The organism is Brachyspira pulli (assembly GCF_036997785.1).
Classification (GTDB): Bacteria; Spirochaetota; Brachyspiria; order Brachyspirales; family Brachyspiraceae; genus Brachyspira; species Brachyspira pulli.
Genome location: NZ_JAWLQI010000014.1, coordinates 34,184 through 56,330, shown reverse-complemented (window position 1 = coordinate 56,330; position 22,147 = coordinate 34,184). Strand labels below are relative to the sequence as shown.

Below are 22,147 nucleotides of genomic sequence, written 5' to 3'. Positions count from 1 at the left end.
TATAAGGAATACCATCTTTTTTTTAAACTAAAAGTGTGCAATATCTATGGCTCTTAAACAAAGTTTTTTATTATTTTTTAGAATTAAAATAAGTTACATATAATTATTGAGATAAGCACCTGATTCCATTAGTAAATCAGTAATATTTCCTGAAGATATAGACAATGGAGTTTCTCCCCTATTATTTTTCACATTAACATCTGCACCATTATCTATTAAGAACTTTATAGTATCATAAATATTTTTATAATCTTTATTATTTTCATCTTTCACCTGATATAAAGTATCCCTTGCCATCATAACTGCATATAATAAAGCTGTATTTCCATAATTATCATAAGCATTTACATCACTTCCATATTTAATAAGCAACTTTACAACATCAGGATTTAAAGTGCCAAAACTGTCTTTATTGGAATTAAAACAAGCGTACATTAATGGTGTAGAACCATATATATCCCTAGCATTTATATCAGCCTTATTTTTTATAAGTAAATCAACAGAAGTACTGCTATGAGAATAAGCGGCATACATTAAAGCTGTTCTTTCTTCATTATCTTTTATATTTATATCTGCCCCAGAATTAATAAGTATCTTAGTATAATCTGTAAAACTTTTATGTTCTGTTTCAGTACAGCAAGAATACATCAATGCTGTTTTTCCTTCATCGTTTTGGGCATTTATATTTGCCCCTTTCTTTATCAAAAAAGATATAATATTTTGAGAATTTGATAAATTCACTGCCAGCATTAATGGACGCATACTGAAATGATATGTATAATAATCATATTCTGTTTCAATCTCTAAATCCGCCCCTAGTTTCAAAAGAATATCTATAGAATTTATATTTTTACAAAGTATTGCCCAATTTAATGGAGTATAAGTATAATAAGAATCTCCATATACAGATGCAAAAGAAGATTCCCTATTCAGATAAATATTATTTAAATTTACATTATAGCTGCTTACTATATTCTGAATCTCTCTTGTATTATTATTTTCTATTGCATCGTATAATTTTTCTAAGTAAACTTGAGGAAATAATGATAATTTTACAATAAATAAACATAATAAAATTTTTTTCATAATATAAAATCCTCAATTTATAAAATATAGTAATTATTTATATAGTAATAATTATTGGATATGATATTTATATTAGAAAAAAATTTTTTATAGACTAATTTATGAACTGAACTGAACTGAACTGAACTGAACTGAACTGAACTGAACTGAACTGAACTGAACTGCATATAATCTCCGCAAATATGAATATTTATATTATTATACAAAACAAACAAAATGTCAACAAAAATATTAAAAATGATTCTTCTATATTGATATTATATTAATTTTGTATATAATCTATCATTATGAAAAATGGAAAAGTAATATTTCCGGGTACTTTTGACCCTTTCACATTGGGACATCTCGATGTTCTTTACAGATTGGCTGATATATTTGAAAAAGTTTATATATCTGTAGCTGTTAATTTAGAAAAATCCCCTACATTTACTATAGAAGAAAGAAAAAATATGATTAAAAAAGTAGTGGGAGAAAATGACACTATAGAAATAGTATCTATATCAGGACTTGTTACAGAATATATGAGGCAGAATGATATAAAAGTACTTGCCAGAGGAATCAGAGATAGTGAAGATCTATACTATGAATTAAAAATGGCTAGAATGAATAAATTATTATATCCTGAAATGGATACTATATTTTTACATACATCTGAAAATTATGCCTATGTAAGTTCTTCTTTAATAAAAGAAATACTTAAATTTAATGGCCCTATAAATGGTTTGGTACCAGAAATATTAGTAGATGAAATAAAATCCAAATTCATGAAAAATTAATAAAATAAAGATTAGAATATGAAAAATTTTTACCTAGAAAATTACGGCTGTCAAATGAATAAGGCAGATTCAAATAGCTTAATTAATTCTTTAATGCAGGAAGGTTTTATACAAACAGAAAATCATGAAAATGCTGATAATATTATAATAAATACTTGCAGTGTAAGAGCACATGCTGAGGAAAGAGTATTTTCAAGGGTGAAATTATTTAATGCAAATAGAAAGAAAAACAAAAAAAATACTAAAATAATAATAATGGGCTGTATGGCTCAAACTTCTAAAGAACATCTTGAAAAACTCGGTGTTGATAAGATATTCGATGTATATAATGAAGTAAACATAATAGATTATTTAAAAGATGAAGAAGTTTTTGTAAGAAAATTCAATGATAATTATATATTTAATAAATCTTATGTAGATGAAGATAAGCCGCATAAAGCATTTATACCAATATCGCATGGCTGTAATAACTGGTGTACTTACTGTATAGTACCTCATACAAGAGGAAAAATGGTAAGCAGAAAATCAGGCGAAATCATAGAAGAATTAAAAAGATTAATAGATGACGGAGCTAAAGAGATAACATTACTTGGACAGAATGTTAATTCTTATGGACTTGATATTGATAATGAAATCAATTTTACAGAATTATTATACAAATTAGACAAAATCATTGATGAAAAGGCCAAAGATAAGGTTTGGATAAGATTCTTAACATCTCACCCTAAAGACTTTGATAAAAATTTGGCTGATGCTATATGGAATTTAAATAGCTTATGCAAACATATACATTTACCTTTCCAAAGCGGTTCAGATAGAATATTAAACTTAATGAATAGAAAATATACAAAAGAAGAATATATCAAAAAAGTATCATATTTAAGAGATTATGCTGATGACTTCCCTATTTCAACAGATATTATAGTTGGATATGCTGATGAAACAGAAGAAGAATATCAGGAAACATTAGATTTGCTTGAAAGTATAGGTTTTGAAGAAGCATACCTATATAAATATTCAGAAAGAGAAGGTTCTATTGCACATAAGAAAAATATACAATACGATAAAGCGGCAGGGGCAAGAAGATTAACTAATCTTGTAAATTATCAAAGAGAATTAGCTCAGAAATTATTATCAAAACAAGTTGGTAAAAAAACTTCTGTAATGGTAGATGATATAGCAAAAGATAATATGCATTATTTATGCAGAAGTAAAGAGAATAGAATAATTTTAGTAAAAAAAGAAAAAGAACTTAATATGGGTGATATATTTAATGCTGAAGTTACAGAAATTAAGAGCCATACATTAATAGGTAATTTTATATAATTATAAAAATATTATAAGGGATTATTATATGACTTATTTAGAATACAGTTTTAATGAGAATAATGAGAGAGAAGAAGCTAGAAAAAGTTTAGAAAAATTAATACTTTCTATGGCTGAAAATCATTATAATAAAAATAATCTTATTATAGAAAGAGAAGAAAATAAAAAACCTTATTTCAAAAATGAAAATAATTTATACTTTAATGGTACTCATACTTCAGAATTATTTGCTGCTGTTATGAGTGATGAATATAATGTTGGAATAGATGCTGAAAAGATAAGAGAAAGAGATTTTTTATCTATTGCAAAAGAATATTTCTATGAAAGCGAATATAAATGCCTTGAAACTTCTCAAAAATTAGAAATAGATTTTTTCACTATATGGACTATAAAAGAAGCATATATAAAAATGCTTGGAAAAACTATATTTGATATAAAAAATTCTATAGAAGTTGATTTAATTGAAAGAGAAATAAGAAAAGCTGACGGCTTATTCTTTGCATCTTTTATACTTGATGATTCATATATAGTAAGTGTATGCTGCAATAGTGAAGGAAAAGAAGATGTAAATTTAGTTCTTCCTGATTTTAATTTGAATATGCTATTTGCCTATCCTACTCTACCAAATATAGATATAAAAATTTGAAGCTATTGACTTTTTTTATGCGACACTATACACTTATATTACTTAGTGGGATTTATTATCAACTATATCTTTTACTAAGGAGTATTTATGTTTAATAAAATATTTTTAACAGCGATATTATTTGCTTTATTATTTAGCAATACATTATTACCTCAAGATATTTCATTTAAAGTCACAGAAATATCAGGATTAGCATTCATAGAAAAAACAGATATAAGCAGAACATTAAGAGCTTTCCGCGGAAGCGAAGTTCATAGCGATTATAGATTAAGAACAAGCAGCAATACTCAAGTAGAACTTACTTTAACAAGAAGAGGCGATAAAGTAGGAACTATTGTAGTACCTCAAAATACTATAATACTTATAAATTCAACAGATTCAGAAAATAATACAATATCTTTATCTTTATTAGAAGGATATATGAAAGTAAATATAATGAAAAATATAGGTTCATTAATAGAAGTACATACACCAAATATGTCTTCAATAGTAAAAGGCACACAATTTGATGTAGCATTTGCTGAAAATGGTTCTAGTATAGTAGTTTTAAGAAATGGAAATATAGATGTAGTTACTGATAATGATCAAAGAATTTTAAATCCTAAAGAAGCATATATTAATACAATAGATAATAATTCAAAAGTAGTAACTCAAAATGCTGACAGTGATCCTATAGTATTTTTAAATAAAGGCGAAGAAGCTTCAAGAGAAGATTATCTTTATACAATAGAAAATCTAATGAAAGCTATGGAAAATATACCATATAATAACAATGAAAATTTTGTTTCATTAGTTAATGTTGAAGAAAGTGAAAAACAATTAAAAGATATGGAATTAAAACAATATAGAATGATAGCTGCTAATGAAGGATATTATAATACAATAATAAAATTAATAAATTTAGAACCTAGTAAAAAAAATGAAATGATAGCCTATGCTAGAAAATCATTAACAATATATACAGCAAATCAAAAAGCTATAAGCAAAATGAATACTTCTGTAACAAAAACTAGAGAAAAATTTGATAGAATAAGAAGAAAATTCGATGAAAGAATGAGTGCTTCTGCTAATTAAAATTATTATAAATCAAATATATTCTTTACATCTGAATACTTTCTAAACTTAGAAATATAAAAAATTCTGCCGTATTCTGCCAAAAGTATTTTAGCCCTCTTTATGAATTCATTTTCATCATAAACAATTAAATCTATATAAATATTATATATTCCCATAGCTCCGCCAATTGCAATTCCTATTTCGTTTCCGCTATATTTACTGCCTAAAACCTCTTTCTCTAATCTTTCTTGTATTTCATATCTTTCATTTAATATTTCTTTCTTAATTTCATCATTATCACCTTCGGCATCATAAGTATAATACAAAAATATTGCTCTAGCACCGCATTTTGAAATTTCAACTATATCATTAACATTTTCATTATAATAATCATTAATTGTTTCATAATATGATGAAATGCCTGCTATTATATCGTATCTAAGTATATCAATATTTTTAGGCTCAAAAGTGTATGAGAAATATTGATTTATAGGGTCTGTTATTATTTCTTTTCTGAAAAAAGTTAATGTCTTTTTTATATATTCTTCTAATTCTATGAGAGGAATCATATTTATCAATTTTTTATTACTGATATCAACATATCTTATATATATTCTTGATAATCCCTCACCTATTGAATTTTCCATCATGACAAAGAATATATTATAGGCTTCTTCAGTATCTACATCATTTAAATCTTTATTATAAAATATTAAATCAAATTTATCATTTTCTTCATCGAATTCTATTTTGATAAGAACGTCCTGCATTTCTATTTTTTTATTATTCAATTGAATAGAAAAATTAATTCCGTCAGAACTAGGCAAATATGGTAAAAAAGTCCATTTTTCTTTTAATCTTTCAGGCATAGAGGATAATATTCTTGGAATAAGATAAAAAAGATAATTCTTTCCGTCAATAGAAAAAGTAATTTCATAATTTCTGCTGACATTAAAAGATATATTATTTGATATTATGTTAATTCCATTCGATATAAAATTTATTATATCTTCGGATTGATTTTCAACCATACTGGAAATTAAGAATTCATTTTCTTCAAACCATTTCCAAAATAAATCAATTCTTTTTATAAAATTCAAATTATTATCTTCATCTTCAAAGCATAAAGTATATAATTTTTTAGCCGCTTCTAATATATCTTTTTTTTCATAGGAATCAATTAACTCTATAGCCTTAGAAAGATACTGTTTGGCTGTTTCTTTTTCATCTTTATAAAAATAAGCATATCCTACCATAAAATACCATAAAGGGTCATCAACCCCGTCTTCTCTAATATACATCAAATTATCTAAAGCCCCATTATAATCTTTTATATTATTTAAAGCTCTAGCCAATAAAGATATTATATTATAATCCTTTTCAAAATCTTCTATAGAATTAATAAGCTCTATTATATCCTGATGCCTATTTTTATTATGAAGTTTTTCAATATCATCTAGTAATTTTTTGTTCATTTATTATTACCTTGCTACACTTATATATTACAATACTTTTATAAAAAAATCTATTTAATTAATATTGTAATTATTTTTTTAATTGTTATTCGTTTTTTAACTTGACAAAATTACATTAATATAGTACTATAAGATACTCATAGTATTGTACAAATTAAAAAATATATATAAATTGGAGATAAGCTACAATGTATGCAATCGTAGAAGTAAAAGGTAAACAATACAAGGTTGAAAAAGGTCAAGATATCTTAGTAGAATATCTAGGCGAAGAAGCTACAGAAGCTCCTGAAATTAAAACACTTCTTCTAAAAAAAGATGATGAAAGCGTTTTAGTTGGGACACCTTATGTTGAAGGCGTAAAAGTAAGTTCTAAAATAGTAGAAATGATGAAAGGTGACAAAGTTGTAATCGGAAAACACAAAAGAAGAAAAGATTACAGAAGAAAAACTGGTCACAGACATAAATACCATAAAATTACTATTGAAGATATATCTCTTTAATGTCATCTATTGTTAATGTAATTTATAATAGCGAATCTATTATAGAAAGTTTAACAATACAAGGACATGCCGGAATAAAAAAATCTGGTGAAGGCTATGAAGTTTGTATAGCATTAAGTACTTTATCGCAGGCTTTATATAGAGCTTCATTAGTTATTATTGGAAAGAGATTTTTAAAATACAAAATAGACGATGGTCTTTTAAGTTTAGAATTAATTAATTTTGATAAACTTGAAAGTGATAAAAAAGAAGAATATAAAATAGTTAGTAATGGATATTTGATAGGTATAAAATCTTTAATTAAAGAGTATCCTGATTTTATAAAATATAAAGAGGAGTATAAAAATGGCACATAAAAAAGGTGGTGGAAGTTCAAAAAATGGACGTGACAGTCAATCTAAACGCTTAGGTGTTAAGGTTTACGGAGGTCAAAAAGTTATATCCGGCAACATCATAGTTAGACAACGTGGTACTCAGTTCCATGCTGGAAGAAATGTTGATATAGGTCGTGATCATACTATATTTGCTACTGCTTCTGGTTATGTTAAGTTCCATACTAACAAATTCGGAAAGAAAACTATTTCAGTTGTTGCTGAATAATAAAAAGCAATTTTTATATAAAAAAATATCTCAGCTATTTTTTAGTTGGGATATTTTTTTAAACTTAATTTTCAACTAAAAATATTTGAATTTTTTGTTTAATAGTATATTATCTAATATAAAATCAAAATAATTTATAGGTGTTTTTTATGGACAATATTACAAATAATAAGGAAGAACAAATACAATTATTATCATGTGCTTTAGAAGGCGGATGTTCTGCTAAAATTCCGCCGGATTTACTTGAAAAAACTTTAGCACCATTAATGCAAACTAAAGTAGACTCTAACCTACTCTCTGATGTTGATATAGGAGATGATGCCGGAGTATATAAAATTTCAGATGATAATGCTTTGATATTTACTGTAGACTATTTTCCGCCTGTTATAGCTGATCCTTATGGATTCGGTCAGATTGCCGCTTGTAACTCTATAAGTGACGTTTATGCTATGGGAGGAGAACCTAAATTAGCTTTAAATATAACTATGTTTCCTAAAGATGATTCATTAAATATTTTAGCAAACATATTAAAAGGCGGACAAGATAAAGCAACTGAAGCAGGAGTATTGGTTGTTGGAGGTCATACTATAACAGATACTACTGTTAAATACGGAATGGCTGTTATTGGTTTTGCTAATCCTAACAAAATCACAACAAATTCAGCTGCAAAAGACGGTGATATTATAATACTTACTAAACCTCTTGGTACTGGAAGCTGTTTAGCTGCTATGAGGCAGGGACTTGTAAAAGATCAAGATATAGAAGATGTATTTAATTCTATGAAAACTTTAAATAAAAAAGCATGTGCTATTATGAATAAATATGATGTAAAATGTGCCACAGATATAACAGGATTCGGATTAATAGGTCATGCATACAAAATGGCTTTAGCAAGCAACGTAACTATAGAAATTGAATCTTCAGCTTTACCAATGTTTAATAAAAGTTATGAAGTACTTGATATGGGCTGTATACCTGGTGCAGCATTCACAAATATGCGTTATGTTGGTGAAAATATATTAGTAGATGATAATGTTGATTATAATTTAAAAATGTTATCTTTCGACCCTCAAACTGCAGGCGGTTTATTTATATGTGCCAACAAAAATAATGCTGAAAATATATTAGCTGACTTATGGAGAGAAGGTATTGACTGTGCCTCAATCGTAGGAAAAGTACATAAAAAAGAAAAAGAATATATACATTTAGTAAAATAAACAATTATTTGATAATAAACAATAAAAGCTAGCACAATCATTTTGTGTTAGCTTTTTTATTATACTCAGTTAAAAATTTTTAGTATATACCTAAACAACTATATTTTGTCAAAATTAAAATTATATTTTCTTTTTAATATATGGGGCTTTGCCATTACGAAGTACACAGAGTGCAGAACCCCCACTTCTTTTGCGACTGAAAGGAGTCCTGCGACCATAGGAAGTCCTTTAGGGTGGCGTGACACAAAGAACCTATATCCTCGATAAACTCGGATACGCTTCGCGAAAGTGCAAGTATAAAATTAGTACTAAATCATACTAAAATCGTCTTAAATGTAAATTAATTCATTAAATTTAAGTTCAAATATAGCCATTCACCGTAGGTGGGCTGTACCTGCTTCTTTGTGGCACGTCCATTCGGTCGTAAAAGAAGTGGGGGCTTGCGAAGCACACAGAGTGGTGGGCAAAACCCAATATATAAAACAAAAATATAGTTATATAAAAAATTAATGCAAAAAACAAGGGACTTACAAATAATTTGCAAGCCCCTTTATTATTATTTCATTTATATAAATATTTTATTATTTTTTCTTGCCTGTAGATTTAGCAGCTGTTTTTTTAGCAGTAGGTGCTTTTTTAGCAGTAGCTTTTTTAGCAGAAGATTTAGTTTCTACTTTAGCAACTGTTTTTTTAGCAGCAGATGCTTTTTTAGCTGTTGTCTTTTTAGCAGAAGATTTTTTGCTAGCTCCTTTAGCTCTTATAGCACCTTGAGCAGCAGCAAGTCTAGCTATAGGTACTCTATAAGGAGAGCAGCTTACATAATCTAATCCTATATCATTACAGAACATAATAGTAGCAGGATCTCCGCCATGCTCACCGCAGATACCAACAGTAAGTTTTTTGTTAGTAGATCTACCTTTAGTAACACCTATTCTTAAAAGCTCACCGATACCTTCTTGGTCTAATGATTGGAAAGGATCTCTTTCGTATATTTCTTTATTTACATAGTCTTTTAAGAACTTGCCAGCATCATCTCTTGAAAAACCGCCGCCCATTTGAGTTAAGTCATTAGTACCGAATGAGAAGAATTCAGCTTCTTGAGCGATTTTGTCAGCAACTAAAGCAGCTCTAGGAACCTCAATCATAGTACCAACTCTATAAGCAACTTTAGAACCTTCTTTTTCAAATACTTCTTCAGCTATTTTAATGATTCTGTCTTTAATGATTTTTAATTCTTTTACAGTACCAACTAAAGGAATCATTATTTCAGGGTGAACATCTACACCGTTTTTCTTAACTTTAACAGCAGCTTCAATTATAGCTCTAGCCTGCATATCGTAGATTTCAGGATAAGTAATACCAAGTCTGCAGCCTCTATGACCAAGCATTGGGTTGAACTCATGTAAACCATCTCTAATAGCTTTTAATTTATCAAAGCTTACATTCATTTCTTTTGAAAGTTCTTGTAATTGAGAATCTTCATGAGGAATGAATTCATGCAAAGGTGGATCAAGAAGTCTAACTGTTACTGGATATCCGTTCATAGCAGTAAATATACCAATAAAGTCTTCTCTTTGCATAGGAAGAATGCTATTTAAAGCATCATCATAAAGTTTTTTAGGTTCTTTATATAAAGGCTCGATTTCTTCGATAGTTTTCTTATCGCCTATTTTTTCAGCAGCCTCTAATTTTTCTTTTAATTGTTTTACTTCTTCAGCAACAAGTATAAGCTGTCTTACACTCTTAATTCTGTCAGCATTGAAGAACATGTGTTCAGTTCTGCAAAGTCCGATACCTTCAGCTCCGAAGCTTCTAGCAACGCTAGCATCATGAGGAGTATCAGCATTAGTATGAACTTCTAATTTTCTCATAGAATCAGCCCATTCCATAAGTTTTTTGAAGTCTTCTGACATTTCTGCTTCTTTAGTAGCAACTTTACCAAGCATTACTTCACCAGTAGAACCGTCTATAGAAATGTAATCACCTTCTTTAACAGTTTCTTCACCAACTTTCATGCTTTTAGCAGCATAATCAATTTCTAAAGCACTACAACCAGCAACACAGCATTTACCCATACCACGAGCAACAACTGCAGCATGTGAAGTAGAACCGCCTCTAGCAGTTAAGATACCTTCAGCAGCATTCATACCTTTAATATCTTCTGGGCTAGTTTCTATACGAACAAGTATAGATTGTTCTCCTGCTTCTTTCATAGCTTCAGCTTTTTCAGCAGAGAATACTACTTTACCAACAGCAGCTCCTGGAGAAGCATTTAATCCTTTAGCAAGTACTTTTGCAGTTTTCTTAGCAGAAGCATCGAACATAGGGTGTAATAATTGGTCTAAATCAGAAGGATTAACTCTCATTATAGCTTCTTCTTTAGAAATTATTTTTGCTTCAGCAAGTTCTACAGCGATTCTTACTGCTGCAGCACCTGTTCTTTTACCATTACGTGTTTGAAGCATATAAAGTTTACCTTCTTGTATAGTGAACTCCATATCCTGCATATCACTGTAATATTTTTCTAATTGGTTTTTATAGCTTACTAACTGTTTATATACAGCTGGCATAACTTCTTCAAGTGAAGGATATTTAGCTTTTCTTTCTTCTTCACTTATGCCGTTATTTTTAGCCCATTCTAAGCTGCCTTCAAGTGTAATTTCCTGAGGAGTTCTTATACCTGCTACAACGTCTTCACCTTGAGCATTGATTAAGAATTCACCATAGAATTTATTTTCTCCAGTAGAAGGGTTACGAGAGAAACATACACCAGTAGCAGAAGTATCACCCATATTACCGAATACCATAGCCTGAACGTTTACAGCAGTACCTAAAAGACCTCTTATGTCATTTAATTTTCTGTAAGCTTCAGCTCTAGGGTTATTCCAGCTTCTAAATACAGCATTAATAGCGTTAAATAACTGTTCTCTAGGCTCTTCTGGGAATTCCTCGCCTTTTTCTTTCTTATACATAGCTTTATATTTAGCTACAACGTCTTTTAAATCTTCTACATCTAAGTCAGTATCTTTTACTTCTTTTTCTATTTTACCAACTCTTGAAGCTATAGAATTTTTCTTTTCTTGTAAAATTTCCTCAAATTTGTCATGATCAACGCCCATAGCTACATCGCCGAACATCTGTATAAATCTTCTATAAGCGTCCCAAGCAAATCTAGGATTGCCTGTTTTAGCAACTATACCATTAACTACTTCTTCATTGATACCTAAATTAAGAATAGTATCCATCATACCTGGCATAGATATAGCAGCACCTGAACGTACTGAAACTAGTAATGGTTTATTTACATCACCGAATTTCATATTCATTGCTTTTTCTAATTTTTTGATGTTTTCATCAACAGCTTTTTCTAATCCTTTAGGGTATGACTTATTTTTAGAATAATAGTCGCAAACTTCTGTAGTAATTGTAAAACCAGCTGGAACCGGTACTTTACTTTCTGTCATCTGTGCTAAACCTAAACCTTTACCACCTAATAGTGCTTTGGTTTCTTTAGCACCTTCAGATTTACCATTACCAAAGAAGTAAACCATCTTTTTTGATGCCATAATAAACTCCTCTTGAAAATAAAATATTTATATAAAATTTAAAGTCATTACTTATTTATATAGTATAATGTTATTTTTATTAATGTCAATTTTATTGTGAAAATTTAGTTAATTTTTTTTGTATTTCACTTTATTTATCACTATTTTGATATAAAAAGATATATATATTAAAACATCAAATTAAAATTTCAATGTGTACTGACCGAATATTAAAAAGATATTTAAATTTTTTTTTATGTATTGTATAATATAAAATAAGGAAATATATAAATGCTAAAAAAAATAAATGCACTAATTATTGCTCTATTAATAGCTGTAAATGCTTATGGTGCAATAGTTATATCAACATATAAAAAACCAAAAGTAATAAAATATAAATACAAATTAACAGAAAGAGGAAAAGTATTAAAAACTCCTCAAAAGATACTTTTTGATTATGATAGCAGTACTGTTGATTTAAAAAAATATTTCAAAACTTTGAAATATGTTGGAGATGTAACTACAAGTACAAATATAATCAGCATTATAATTGAAGGTCATATGAGCAGCGATGAAACTAAAAAGCCTACCAATGGGTACGGCAAAAAAGATATATTATTCCTCTATAACAGAAGAGATATGGAGGATTTATCATATCAACGCTCTTATAATGTATTTTTATCAATAACTAATGGTACTTTAAATAAATTAACTAATTATGGTCTTCAAGATTTATTAAGTGAATACAAAGATACTAAAGAAAATAGGAGAGTTGAATTTATTTTAATAGAAAATAGTAATGATATGTATATATATACTAACTATATAAATAATTTGATAATGTCTAATATCTAAAATATCTTTTTATTAATCTATAAAAAATATATTTCAGGTTTACGATTATGCATAATGATAATAACAGAGAAAAACTTTCAAGCAGATTAGGTTTTTTATTAGTTTCAGCAGGCTGTGCTATAGGTCTTGGTAATGTTTGGAGATTTCCATATATTACAGGAAAATACGGCGGTGCTGCATTTGTTGTTTTATATTTAATATCACTTGTTATATTAGGTCTTCCTATACTTGTTATGGAATTTTCAGTTGGAAGGGCTGGAAAAAGGGATTTAGCTGGTTCTTATAGAGCTTTGCAGAAAAAAGGTTATAAATGGCATATAGTAGGATACATACAATTATTCGGCTGTGTTCTTCTTATGATGTTTTATACTACTATAGCAGGCTGGTGTTTATCATACTGTTATTTTATGGGTATGGGAAAATTGGAAGGACTTAATCCTGCTCAAGTTGGAGAATTTTTTAATGGAGTTCTTGCCTCCCCTTCTACATTGATATTATGGATGACTGTTGCTGTTATAATAGCCACTGTAGTATGTATGATGGGATTAGAAAATGGTGTTGAAAAAGTTACAAAAGTAATGATGACGCTTCTTTTATTGGTTCTTTTCGTGCTTATAATAAGAGCTGTCACTTTACCAAATGCGAAAGAAGGATTAAAATTCTATCTATTACCGGATTTAAATAAAATGTTCAGCGGAGGACTTAAAGGGTTCTTCTCGGTAGCTTATGCTGCTATAGGTCAATCATTCTTTACCTTAAGTTTAGGTATTGGTGCTATGACAATATTTGGAAGCTATATAGAAAAAGATTATTCCTTAACTGGTGAATCTATTATGGTTGTAGGATTAGATACTTTAATAGCATTTCTTTCAGGACTTGTAATATTCCCTACAACATTTTCTTTCGGAATCAATCCTGGAGAAGGTGCTGGATTAGCATTTGTTACTTTGCCTAATATATTTAATTCTATGGTTTTAGGCAGACTTTGGGGGGCTTTATTCTTCTTATTTTTATCAATGGCAGCTTTAACAACTATAATAGCTGTATTTGAAAATATTATTGCTTTCACTATGTCCGAAACAAAAATGCCGCGTAAAAAAACTACTATGATAGTAGCTATAACTATATTTATATTGAGTTTGCCTACTGCATTAGGATTTAATATTTTATCATTCATAAAACCTCTTGGAGAAGGAAGCACTATAGCTGACGGGCTTGACTTTTTAGTAAGCAACAATTTCCTTCCTATAGGCGGTATAATAATACTTATATTCTGTACTAGAGAGTTTGGCTGGGGTTGGGATAATTTTGTAAAAGAAGCTGATACTGGAAAGGGAGTAAAATTCCCTAAATGGGCTAGATTCTATGTTTCATATATTTTGCCTTTCATAGTATTAGCTATATTCGTCATTGATTATATAAATAGATTCTTTATTTAAAATTATTTATACCTAAATAACTATATTTTGTCAAAAATAAAATTATAGTTTCTTTTTAATATATGGGGCTTTGCCCCATACCCCACTTCTTTTGGTGCCCCAAAGAAGCAAAAAGGCTATATTTTAGCTCAAATTAATAAATTATCTTACCTGTAAAACGATTTCAGTATAATTTAGTACTAATTTTTACACTTGCACTTTCTGGTAGCGTATCCGAACTTGTTGAGGATATAAGGTTCTTTGACGAAGTCCGAAGAGCATGGAGGTGGGAAAATAACAATAAAAAATGGCAAACTTAAAAATTTTTATAAATCTTATAAAAAAGCTCATCTATATAAATAATATACAGATGAGCTTTTTATTTTACAGCAAAAACAATTTTATTTTTGAGATATATTTAATATTTTTGCTTTAAGTTCATTTTCTATACTTCTAAGTTCTGCCTCTGCTGCTCTGCGTTTTTCTCTGCCTTCTGTCTGAATTTTCATAACTTCATCTAAAGTAGAAATCAATTGTTCATTAGTATATTTTAATGTTTCTATATCAATAATTCCTCTTTCTGATTCCTCTGCTGTTGTTATAGTAGAAGTTTTAAGCATATCAGCATTCTTTCTTAATAATTCATTAGTAGTATCTGTAACTGCTCTTTGTGCTTTTGCTGCCTCATTGGAATGATGAAGTCCTATAGCTAAAACCATTTGATTCTTCCAAAGAGGTATTGTATTTGTTATAGTTGATTGAATTTTTTCTGACATTATAACATTATTATTCTGAACCAAACGTATTTGAGGTATAGTTTGTACAGAAATAGCTCTTGTAAGTTCCAAATCATGAATTCTTTTTTCAAATCTGTTAGCAAGATCTTTAATATCTCTAGCCATTTGAGCATCTTCAGGTGTATTGCTTGCTAAAGCTTTTGATTCTAATGCTGGTATTTCTGTAGACATTAAATTATTAAGCTTTTGTTTACCTGCTTGTATATATATATCTAATTCTTTTAAATATTCCAAATTATAATTATACATTTGGTCTAAAATACTTATATCTTTAAGTAAAGTTCTTTGATGTCCTTCAAGAACTTTAACTATATTATCAATATTAGTTTCTACATTTGTATATTTAGTTTTCAATTTAGTAATATTATTTCCAGCTTTTTTGAAAAATCCGAATAATCCTTTTCCTTTAGTTTCATTTTCTATATCAAAACCTTTAAGTTCTGTTACAACATCAGTAATAGCATTTCCAACTTCTCCCAAATCTTTATTCATAACATTGCTTAAAGTATTTTCTGAAAACTGAATCATTTTATTTTGAGCTGCTGCACCATAAGACATTATAGAAACAGAATCTTTTAAATCAATAGAATTTGATAATTCATTTATCTTATTCATTTCTTCTTGAGTAAATTTTCCATTTTCTGCAGGCATTTGATTCTGTAATGCTGCACTCAAATTTTGAGGCTGATAATTAGTTACTATTTGCGGATTATAAACTGGCTGAACATCAATAACCTGAGAACCATTCATATTTTGATTAACAGGCATAGTATTATAATTAGGCTGTTGATTATTAAACTGTCCGCCATTCATGTTTTGCATATTGTTATTAGGCATACCATTATTGTAATTAGGCTGCTGTCCGTTAAATTGACCGCCATTCATATTTTGCATATTGTTATTAGGCATACCATTATTATAATTTGGCTGCTGTCCGTTAAATTGACCGCCATTCATGTTTTGCATATTGTTATTAGGCATACCATTATTATAATTTGGCTGTTGTACATTAAATTGACCGCCGTTCATGTTTTGCATATTATTATCAGGCATGCCATTATTATAGTTTGGCTGCTGATTATTAAATTGATCATTATTTTCCATAAAGCTACTCCATTTTATTATTTATTTTTTTATTTTTTATTAAAAACCATCTTTATCAAGCATGTTTTTTAATACATCTATATCACTGTTTATATCTATTAATCTATTTTGATTCATTTCTACAAGCATTTTTTTCAATGCTTCATTTAATTTTATTATAACATCTTCTATTTCTTGTGCAGTTTTTTCCATATTAGCATTTTTTACCGGAAAATTACAGAAATCTATATATGAATTAAGCATTTTGATAGCTGTAGGTAAATGATATTCATTTATTTTTTCCAATCTTTTTTCACCCTCTTTATTTGCTTTAGAGTAATTTACCATCTCTTTTAATATATCAATCATCTCTTTTAAAGCAGGTGTTAATTCAGGATCATCTATTTTTTGGTGAAAATCAGATATTCTTTCTATATTTTTTTCAGTTTCTAAAATTACTAAACTATCCTTATTTGAATAATTATTACTTTTATAAGTATTTTGACTATAGTTATTTACATCATCTGCCCTAGGATAATTTCTTTGAACATTCATTCTAAGTTTTTGAAAAATAATATCATCTTCATCTCTTGCCATATATACCTCTGCAATAAAAATAAAACTACAAAAATAAATTAAAGTAAAATATCTTTACTATATCATAGTATATATTATAAATAATTAACATATTATTTGCAATACTTTTATTAGAAGCATATACAATAATGAAGGTATTCAAAAGTTGTAGATGCGGCATTATATCTATTACTATCAGCTTTAAACCTATTATACTCTTTTACAAATAATCCATATTGTCCCTTATTGGACATTATAGTCTTTATATCATCTAATGACATTAAACCTTCATTGTTATAGCTTAAAAATATATATTTAGTATTTGCCTTACTTATTAAATCTTCAAATGCTCTATAAACATCATTCTTACTGCAATATAATGACCTTATTCTTTCATTTCTTAAACCTGTTTTACCTTTTATTTTGGGATTATCATATTTTGCTATAGTTTCAAGTATATGATAATTATCTGAATATTGTCTTCTATTATATGGAGGATCTAAATATAAAATATCTGTTTTTATATTTTCTATTAGCTTATTTGAATCTGTATTATATACTTGATGTTCTATATCATTAATAAAAAAATCTACTGGATAATAATTAAAAGTTTTTAAAGCAGTTTTCTTTATATCTTTTAAAAATGCTCCGTATACTGATGCCGTATTGGCACATTTATCTATATTTTCAAGCAAACTTGTAAGAAGAAAATAATATTCATTTTCATTAATTTTTTTATTATTAAACCATTCCTCTATTTTTATTCTTATAGCATCACATTTCATAGCATTTTCATCTGAAAAATATATTCTTTGATAATCACTATTCTTAGTTCCGCCTAAAGAATAATTATTATAAATAAAACCTTTAGCATAAGGTATATTATTTAAATATTCGCATACAATTAAATGTTTTTCTTTAATATCTGCTTTTTCAAGATCTTTTATTTCATCATCAAGATTTTTAAAACTTAAATATTTATGATTTTCTATATAATGTTTATTAAGTACATAACTGTAATATTGAATATCATTTGCGATAATTGAAAAATTTTTAGATTTAAAATACCTTGCTACTATTCCAGTACCTGCAAATAAATCACAAAAAGTATTACAATTATTATCTATTATAGACATTATAGACTTGTATAAAAAATCTAATAAAGATAATTTACTTCCTATATAATTCATTAAAATTTATCCTAATCATAGTAAATATATTTAACTTATAATACATTAATACATTGATTTTTCATTTTATTCAACTTTTTTTTATAAAAAATTTAAAATATTTTATAATTCTTTGTTATTTCTATAATTTTATAAAAATTTAGTTCAATATTACTTATTACACTAAATTTTTATGATAATTTTAATATACAAATAAAAATATATAATAATTACAACTTTTTTGTTTATATGTTATAATAGTAAAACAATTTATTTTGGGAGAATAAAAAAATGAATGATGATATTTTTTTCACTAGAAGAAGCATAAGAAACTATATTGCTGGAAAAGATGTAGAAGATGAAAAAATAGAATACATATTAAAGGCTGCTATGTATGCCCCTTCTGCTAGAAATGCAAGAAATTGGGAATTTATAGTAGTAAAAAACAGAGAAACATTAAATAAAATAATGGAAGTTCACCCATATTCAAAAATGCTAGATAAAGCACCTGTAGCTATAATAGTATGCGGTGATATATCTGATGAGTTTAAAAAAAGTTATTGGGAACAAAATTGTTCTGCTGCTTTAGAAAATATGTTACTAGCTGCTAAAGCTAAAGATTTAGGTACTGTTTGGCTTGGTGTTGCTCCAAGAGAAGAAAGAATGAATGATTTAATAAAATTATTTAATTTGCCTGATCATATTAAACCTTTAGGAATAGTTGTTGTTGGATATCCTGATTCAGAACCTCAAATGCCTGAAAGATTCGAACCTAATAAAATACATTATAAAAAATATTAATAGGCTGTAATAATTAATAAGTTTTGATATACTTTTAAGAATATTATGATAATAAATAAAAACATCTACTAAATAAAAAAATATAAGGAAAGTCTTATGAAAAAAATTATTATCATAATATTCATGATTTTTATCGCTTCTTTTGTAAATGAAAATTACGCTCAAAACAATTCTAAGAAAGTTAATATAACATTTGACTATACCAAACGTGAAGGATTTGCAAGCAATCAAATAGCAGTTTGGGCAGAAGATGATAAGGGAAATTATATAACTACTATATATATCACAGATTTCACTGGAAGAAGAGAAGGCTGGAAAAAAAGACCTTTATCATTAAATAATTGGCAGAAAAAAGCTAATGCATCAAGTATAGATAAAAAAATAATCGATGCTGTATCTAAAGCAACACCTAAACAAGGTAAAGTTAATATAGTTTGGGATTGTAAAGACAGTAAAGGTCAATTAGTAAAAGACGGAACATATAAAATAATTGTAGAGGCTACTATATATCAAGATAATAATGTAGTTTATACTTCCTCTATAAATATAGGAAATCAAGCTAATTCACAAAAATCAGAGGCTAAATATTCAAAAGCTGAAGCAAAAAATATGGATATAATAAGAAATGTTAATGTAAGTTTTTTACCATAAAAAGCTTTAATATACTAAAAATTTTTAACTTTGTAATTTTTTTTATTCAACTTTTTCCCGCCGCACACGCTCTGCGGACTTCGTCAAAGTTGCAAAAAGTGCAAGTATAAAATTAGTATTAAATCATACTAAAATTGTACTATATGTAAAATAATTTGCTAAATTTAAGCCAAATATAGCCTTTCGCGAAGCATATCCGAGCTTGTCGAGGATATAGGTTCTCGCTGAAGGCGGGCTCTGTGCCTTATACCAATACTATACTTAAAGGTACTCCTTTCAGTCGCAGTACTTTCTTCGGTCGCAAAAGAATTGGGGTGCTGTGCGTGGTGGCAAAGCCCTGCAAATATTTTAAATTAAAAAAATTATTTTTGACAAAATATAGTCGTTTAGGTATATACTGATTTTTTAAGTTTGTTAATACTATATTTGAAATTTATATTATTTATAAATACTATCTCCATCAATCTAAGTACTTTATATCTTTAATAAACTTTAATTAAATACTACATTTTTACTTTATTTCTTGACAAAATATATTTGTTTAAATATAAACCGTGAATAAAACAATTTTGACAAATAGTATTTTTTTTACTATAATGAAAGCAATTAAAATATTTATATTTGAGGTGTAAATATGCTTGAACATAAATGTGATAAATGCGGAACAGAATTGGGTTATAAAGGTTTATGCTTTAAATGTAAGGCAGAGGAAGAAAGAAATAAAACTCTTGCTTTAACAGATGATGAGATAAAAGAAATAATAAACAAATATGTAAAAGATTTAAAAGAAAAAAATGTTGATAAAGAATTATTAAACGGCATTTACATTTATGATTTAATTGCATATAGAAATATAGATTTAAAAGATATAGCAAAAAAAGCATTAGAGAAAAAAATCTATTATCCAGAAGTATTTTATTATAAAGCAAGTGAAGAAATAAGAGATGAACTTATAAAAAGAATAAAAGCAACTAAAGATTATTCTGAAGGAGCTAATTTATTATCATGTTTAGCTATGCAGGGAGATGATGTTTCGCTTGACTGTTTATATGATTTTGAAATGAATCCAAGAGAATGGAGAAAGAAACTTTATGTTGATCCTTCAGTTTATGCTGAATGTGCAGGCTGGACTTTTGATAAAGATAAGAAAAGGCAAATACTTAATTTTGATAAATGCTATTATTTAGATAAAGCCCAAAGTAAAGAAGAAAAAGAAAAAAGCCCTATTATAATAGCTTCATTAAGAGATGATAATTGTCCTGAATGCGGATGCAGAAATATGGACATGGCTATTATTGACGGCAGAGATGAAAGACTAAAATTTATAGGTGTTGATGGTATAATAAAGGCTTCATGCTGTCCTAATTGTGTAACTTATAATACAACTTATTCAAAGTATGATTTAAAAGGAGGAAGCGAGATACTTCCTTTCGATAAAGAGTCTGAAAATTATTATGCTTCCGAAGAAAATTATATAGGGGAAGAAGAATTAAATTTAATGCATAATAATAATTATATTCTTTCAAAACATGAAGTGCCTTTATTTTATGGGGCATTCGATGATACTTTAAATACAATAGGCGGATTTGCTAATTGGGTTCAGGACTGGGAATATATGAAATGCCCAAACTGCGGAAAGAAAATGAAATACTTAATGCAAATTCAATGGCATACTATTGAATCTATGGCAGAAGGTACTTTATTTATAGAAATTTGTACAGACTGCAATATTACTGCAATGTTCCATCAGCAAACTTGATAATTATTTCTTAATAATGATTAATAAAGGATTAATAAAATGAATAATAAAGTATGTGTTATTACTGGTGCATCAAACGGCATAGGAAAAGAAATAGCTTTATTCTTTGCTAAAAATAATTGCGATATAGCTTTTATTGATAAAGATAATGAAAATGGATTAAAAGTATTTGAACAAATAAAATCTATAGGCAGAGAATGTTTATTTATTAATGATAATATTGATAATGAAAAATCTATCAAATCATTCACAGATAAAGTAATAGAAAAATTTGTAAATGTTGATTATCTAATAAATAATGCATGCTATTCAAATAAGGGACTTTTAAGTAATTGCTGTTATGATGACTTTTTAGAAATATTTAAAATAGGAGCAGCTGCACCTTATGAGATTACAAAAAATTTAATGAATCATTTTAATGAAAAAGCATGCATTATAAATATTGCTTCAACAAGAGCTTTTATGTCGCAAAAAGACAGTGAAAGCTACAGTGCTGCAAAAGGTGCAATTATAGCTTTAACTCATGCTATGGCAGTAAGCTTATCTCATAAAGTACGTGTAAACTCAATTAGTCCGGGTTGGATAAACACAATTGATAATGCTCAATTCAGCAAAGAAGATATTCTACAGCATCCTAGTGCCAAAGTTGGAAATACTTACGATATTGCAAGTACTGCTTGGTTTATTTGTAATAATGATTTTATAAATGGTGAAAATATCACAGTTGACGGCGGTATGACTAAGTTAATGATATATCATAATGATGAAGGCTGGAAATTAGATATTTAAATATTATTGTATTAGGATAGTA

General features: G+C 27.7%; 20 protein-coding genes. 14 read left to right on the top strand and 6 right to left on the bottom strand.

The window, feature by feature from the left end:
- Positions 1-93 precede the first annotated feature (93 nt).
- A complete protein-coding gene (locus tag R4K56_RS04955; RefSeq protein WP_335772522.1) occupies positions 94-1,086 on the bottom strand; it encodes an ankyrin repeat domain-containing protein in 993 nt (330 codons plus the stop codon).
- A gap of 287 nt (positions 1,087-1,373) precedes the next feature.
- On the opposite strand from R4K56_RS04955, the gene coaD reads away from it, so the two are divergent.
- The 4 genes from coaD (at position 1,374) to R4K56_RS04935 (ending at position 4,908) form a co-directional block, all read left to right on the top strand.
- On the top strand, positions 1,374-1,862 hold the full coding sequence (gene coaD / locus R4K56_RS04950) for a pantetheine-phosphate adenylyltransferase (RefSeq protein WP_297300484.1): 489 nt from the start codon (positions 1,374-1,376) through the stop codon (positions 1,860-1,862).
- 18 nt (positions 1,863-1,880) lie between these two features.
- Complete coding sequence (gene miaB, locus R4K56_RS04945) at positions 1,881-3,188, top strand: tRNA (N6-isopentenyl adenosine(37)-C2)-methylthiotransferase MiaB (RefSeq protein ID WP_335758425.1); 1,308 nt, start codon at positions 1,881-1,883, stop codon at positions 3,186-3,188.
- A 28-nt stretch (positions 3,189-3,216) separates the two neighbouring features.
- Entirely contained in the window at positions 3,217-3,834 is a 618-nt protein-coding gene (locus R4K56_RS04940) for a 4'-phosphopantetheinyl transferase family protein (RefSeq protein WP_335772523.1), read from the top strand.
- Positions 3,835-3,921: 87 nt separating this feature from the next.
- Complete coding sequence (locus R4K56_RS04935; protein WP_335772524.1) at positions 3,922-4,908, top strand: FecR domain-containing protein; 987 nt, start codon at positions 3,922-3,924, stop codon at positions 4,906-4,908.
- A 5-nt stretch (positions 4,909-4,913) separates the two neighbouring features.
- Here R4K56_RS04935 and R4K56_RS04930 read toward each other — a convergent pair whose 3' ends face one another.
- Positions 4,914-6,365, bottom strand: coding sequence for a tetratricopeptide repeat protein (locus R4K56_RS04930; protein WP_335772525.1), 1,452 nt, complete (start codon positions 6,363-6,365; stop codon positions 4,914-4,916).
- A 188-nt stretch (positions 6,366-6,553) separates the two neighbouring features.
- Here R4K56_RS04930 and rplU point away from each other — a divergent pair, with 188 nt between their 5' ends.
- The 4 genes from rplU to selD all read left to right on the top strand — a co-directional run bounded on the left by rplU (position 6,554) and on the right by selD (position 8,682).
- Entirely contained in the window at positions 6,554-6,865 is a 312-nt protein-coding gene (rplU, locus tag R4K56_RS04925; protein ID WP_297300473.1) for a 50S ribosomal protein L21, read from the top strand.
- The gene (locus tag R4K56_RS04920; protein WP_335758429.1) at positions 6,865-7,221 is read left to right on the top strand and encodes a ribosomal-processing cysteine protease Prp; all 357 of its coding nucleotides are present in this window, start codon (positions 6,865-6,867) and stop codon (positions 7,219-7,221) included. Before rplU ends, R4K56_RS04920 begins: the two co-directional genes overlap by 1 nt.
- On the top strand, positions 7,211-7,465 hold the full coding sequence (gene rpmA / locus R4K56_RS04915) for a 50S ribosomal protein L27 (RefSeq protein ID WP_008722752.1): 255 nt from the start codon (positions 7,211-7,213) through the stop codon (positions 7,463-7,465). The genes R4K56_RS04920 and rpmA overlap by 11 nt, the downstream gene beginning before the upstream one ends.
- A gap of 149 nt (positions 7,466-7,614) precedes the next feature.
- Positions 7,615-8,682, top strand: coding sequence for a selenide, water dikinase SelD (gene selD / locus R4K56_RS04910; protein WP_335772526.1), 1,068 nt, complete (start codon positions 7,615-7,617; stop codon positions 8,680-8,682).
- A 581-nt stretch (positions 8,683-9,263) separates the two neighbouring features.
- On the opposite strand, the gene ppdK is transcribed toward selD, so the two are convergent.
- Positions 9,264-12,248 carry a pyruvate, phosphate dikinase gene (gene ppdK / locus R4K56_RS04905; protein ID WP_335772527.1) on the bottom strand — a complete coding sequence of 995 codons (2,985 nt, stop codon included), beginning with the start codon at positions 12,246-12,248 and terminating at the stop codon, positions 9,264-9,266.
- A gap of 270 nt (positions 12,249-12,518) precedes the next feature.
- Here ppdK and R4K56_RS04900 point away from each other — a divergent pair, with 270 nt between their 5' ends.
- Positions 12,519-13,082: a hypothetical protein gene (locus tag R4K56_RS04900; protein WP_335757654.1), complete on the top strand. Its 564-nt coding sequence runs from the start codon at positions 12,519-12,521 to the stop codon at positions 13,080-13,082.
- Between the two features lie 47 nt (positions 13,083-13,129).
- On the top strand, positions 13,130-14,521 hold the full coding sequence (locus R4K56_RS04895; RefSeq protein ID WP_335757653.1) for a sodium-dependent transporter: 1,392 nt from the start codon (positions 13,130-13,132) through the stop codon (positions 14,519-14,521).
- Positions 14,522-14,901: 380 nt separating this feature from the next.
- Here the strand turns inward: R4K56_RS04895 and R4K56_RS04890 are convergent, their stop codons facing one another.
- The 3 genes from R4K56_RS04890 to R4K56_RS04880 all read right to left on the bottom strand — a co-directional run bounded on the left by R4K56_RS04890 (position 14,902) and on the right by R4K56_RS04880 (position 18,146).
- Positions 14,902-16,401, bottom strand: coding sequence for a toxic anion resistance protein (locus R4K56_RS04890; RefSeq protein ID WP_335772528.1), 1,500 nt, complete (start codon positions 16,399-16,401; stop codon positions 14,902-14,904).
- 39 nt (positions 16,402-16,440) lie between these two features.
- Complete coding sequence (locus tag R4K56_RS04885) at positions 16,441-16,977, bottom strand: 5-bromo-4-chloroindolyl phosphate hydrolysis family protein (RefSeq protein WP_335757651.1); 537 nt, start codon at positions 16,975-16,977, stop codon at positions 16,441-16,443.
- Positions 16,978-17,087: 110 nt separating this feature from the next.
- Complete coding sequence (locus R4K56_RS04880; RefSeq protein ID WP_335772529.1) at positions 17,088-18,146, bottom strand: DNA adenine methylase; 1,059 nt, start codon at positions 18,144-18,146, stop codon at positions 17,088-17,090.
- 270 nt (positions 18,147-18,416) lie between these two features.
- On the opposite strand from R4K56_RS04880, the gene R4K56_RS04875 reads away from it, so the two are divergent.
- From R4K56_RS04875 to R4K56_RS04860, 4 genes are all read left to right on the top strand, one after another.
- The gene (locus tag R4K56_RS04875) at positions 18,417-18,926 is read left to right on the top strand and encodes a nitroreductase family protein (protein ID WP_335772530.1); all 510 of its coding nucleotides are present in this window, start codon (positions 18,417-18,419) and stop codon (positions 18,924-18,926) included.
- Between the two features lie 96 nt (positions 18,927-19,022).
- On the top strand, positions 19,023-19,577 hold the full coding sequence (locus tag R4K56_RS04870) for a DUF2271 domain-containing protein (RefSeq protein WP_335770118.1): 555 nt from the start codon (positions 19,023-19,025) through the stop codon (positions 19,575-19,577).
- A 634-nt stretch (positions 19,578-20,211) separates the two neighbouring features.
- The gene (locus tag R4K56_RS04865) at positions 20,212-21,336 is read left to right on the top strand and encodes a hypothetical protein (RefSeq protein WP_335757647.1); all 1,125 of its coding nucleotides are present in this window, start codon (positions 20,212-20,214) and stop codon (positions 21,334-21,336) included.
- A 39-nt stretch (positions 21,337-21,375) separates the two neighbouring features.
- Positions 21,376-22,125 carry an SDR family oxidoreductase gene (locus R4K56_RS04860; RefSeq protein ID WP_335757646.1) on the top strand — a complete coding sequence of 250 codons (750 nt, stop codon included), beginning with the start codon at positions 21,376-21,378 and terminating at the stop codon, positions 22,123-22,125.
- Positions 22,126-22,147: the final 22 nt, after the last annotated feature.

Coding starts and splice junctions, on each gene's coding strand:
- R4K56_RS04955 (WP_335772522.1), bottom strand. CDS start 1,086: ATGAAAAAAATTTTATTATGTTTATTTATTGTAAAATTATCATTATTT.
- coaD (WP_297300484.1), top strand. CDS start 1,374: ATGAAAAATGGAAAAGTAATATTTCCGGGTACTTTTGACCCTTTCACA.
- miaB (WP_335758425.1), top strand. CDS start 1,881: ATGAAAAATTTTTACCTAGAAAATTACGGCTGTCAAATGAATAAGGCA.
- R4K56_RS04940 (WP_335772523.1), top strand. CDS start 3,217: ATGACTTATTTAGAATACAGTTTTAATGAGAATAATGAGAGAGAAGAA.
- R4K56_RS04935 (WP_335772524.1), top strand. CDS start 3,922: ATGTTTAATAAAATATTTTTAACAGCGATATTATTTGCTTTATTATTT.
- R4K56_RS04930 (WP_335772525.1), bottom strand. CDS start 6,365: ATGAACAAAAAATTACTAGATGATATTGAAAAACTTCATAATAAAAAT.
- rplU (WP_297300473.1), top strand. CDS start 6,554: ATGTATGCAATCGTAGAAGTAAAAGGTAAACAATACAAGGTTGAAAAA.
- R4K56_RS04920 (WP_335758429.1), top strand. CDS start 6,865: ATGTCATCTATTGTTAATGTAATTTATAATAGCGAATCTATTATAGAA.
- rpmA (WP_008722752.1), top strand. CDS start 7,211: ATGGCACATAAAAAAGGTGGTGGAAGTTCAAAAAATGGACGTGACAGT.
- selD (WP_335772526.1), top strand. CDS start 7,615: ATGGACAATATTACAAATAATAAGGAAGAACAAATACAATTATTATCA.
- ppdK (WP_335772527.1), bottom strand. CDS start 12,248: ATGGCATCAAAAAAGATGGTTTACTTCTTTGGTAATGGTAAATCTGAA.
- R4K56_RS04900 (WP_335757654.1), top strand. CDS start 12,519: ATGCTAAAAAAAATAAATGCACTAATTATTGCTCTATTAATAGCTGTA.
- R4K56_RS04895 (WP_335757653.1), top strand. CDS start 13,130: ATGCATAATGATAATAACAGAGAAAAACTTTCAAGCAGATTAGGTTTT.
- R4K56_RS04890 (WP_335772528.1), bottom strand. CDS start 16,401: ATGGAAAATAATGATCAATTTAATAATCAGCAGCCAAACTATAATAAT.
- R4K56_RS04885 (WP_335757651.1), bottom strand. CDS start 16,977: ATGGCAAGAGATGAAGATGATATTATTTTTCAAAAACTTAGAATGAAT.
- R4K56_RS04880 (WP_335772529.1), bottom strand. CDS start 18,146: ATGAATTATATAGGAAGTAAATTATCTTTATTAGATTTTTTATACAAG.
- R4K56_RS04875 (WP_335772530.1), top strand. CDS start 18,417: ATGAATGATGATATTTTTTTCACTAGAAGAAGCATAAGAAACTATATT.
- R4K56_RS04870 (WP_335770118.1), top strand. CDS start 19,023: ATGAAAAAAATTATTATCATAATATTCATGATTTTTATCGCTTCTTTT.
- R4K56_RS04865 (WP_335757647.1), top strand. CDS start 20,212: ATGCTTGAACATAAATGTGATAAATGCGGAACAGAATTGGGTTATAAA.
- R4K56_RS04860 (WP_335757646.1), top strand. CDS start 21,376: ATGAATAATAAAGTATGTGTTATTACTGGTGCATCAAACGGCATAGGA.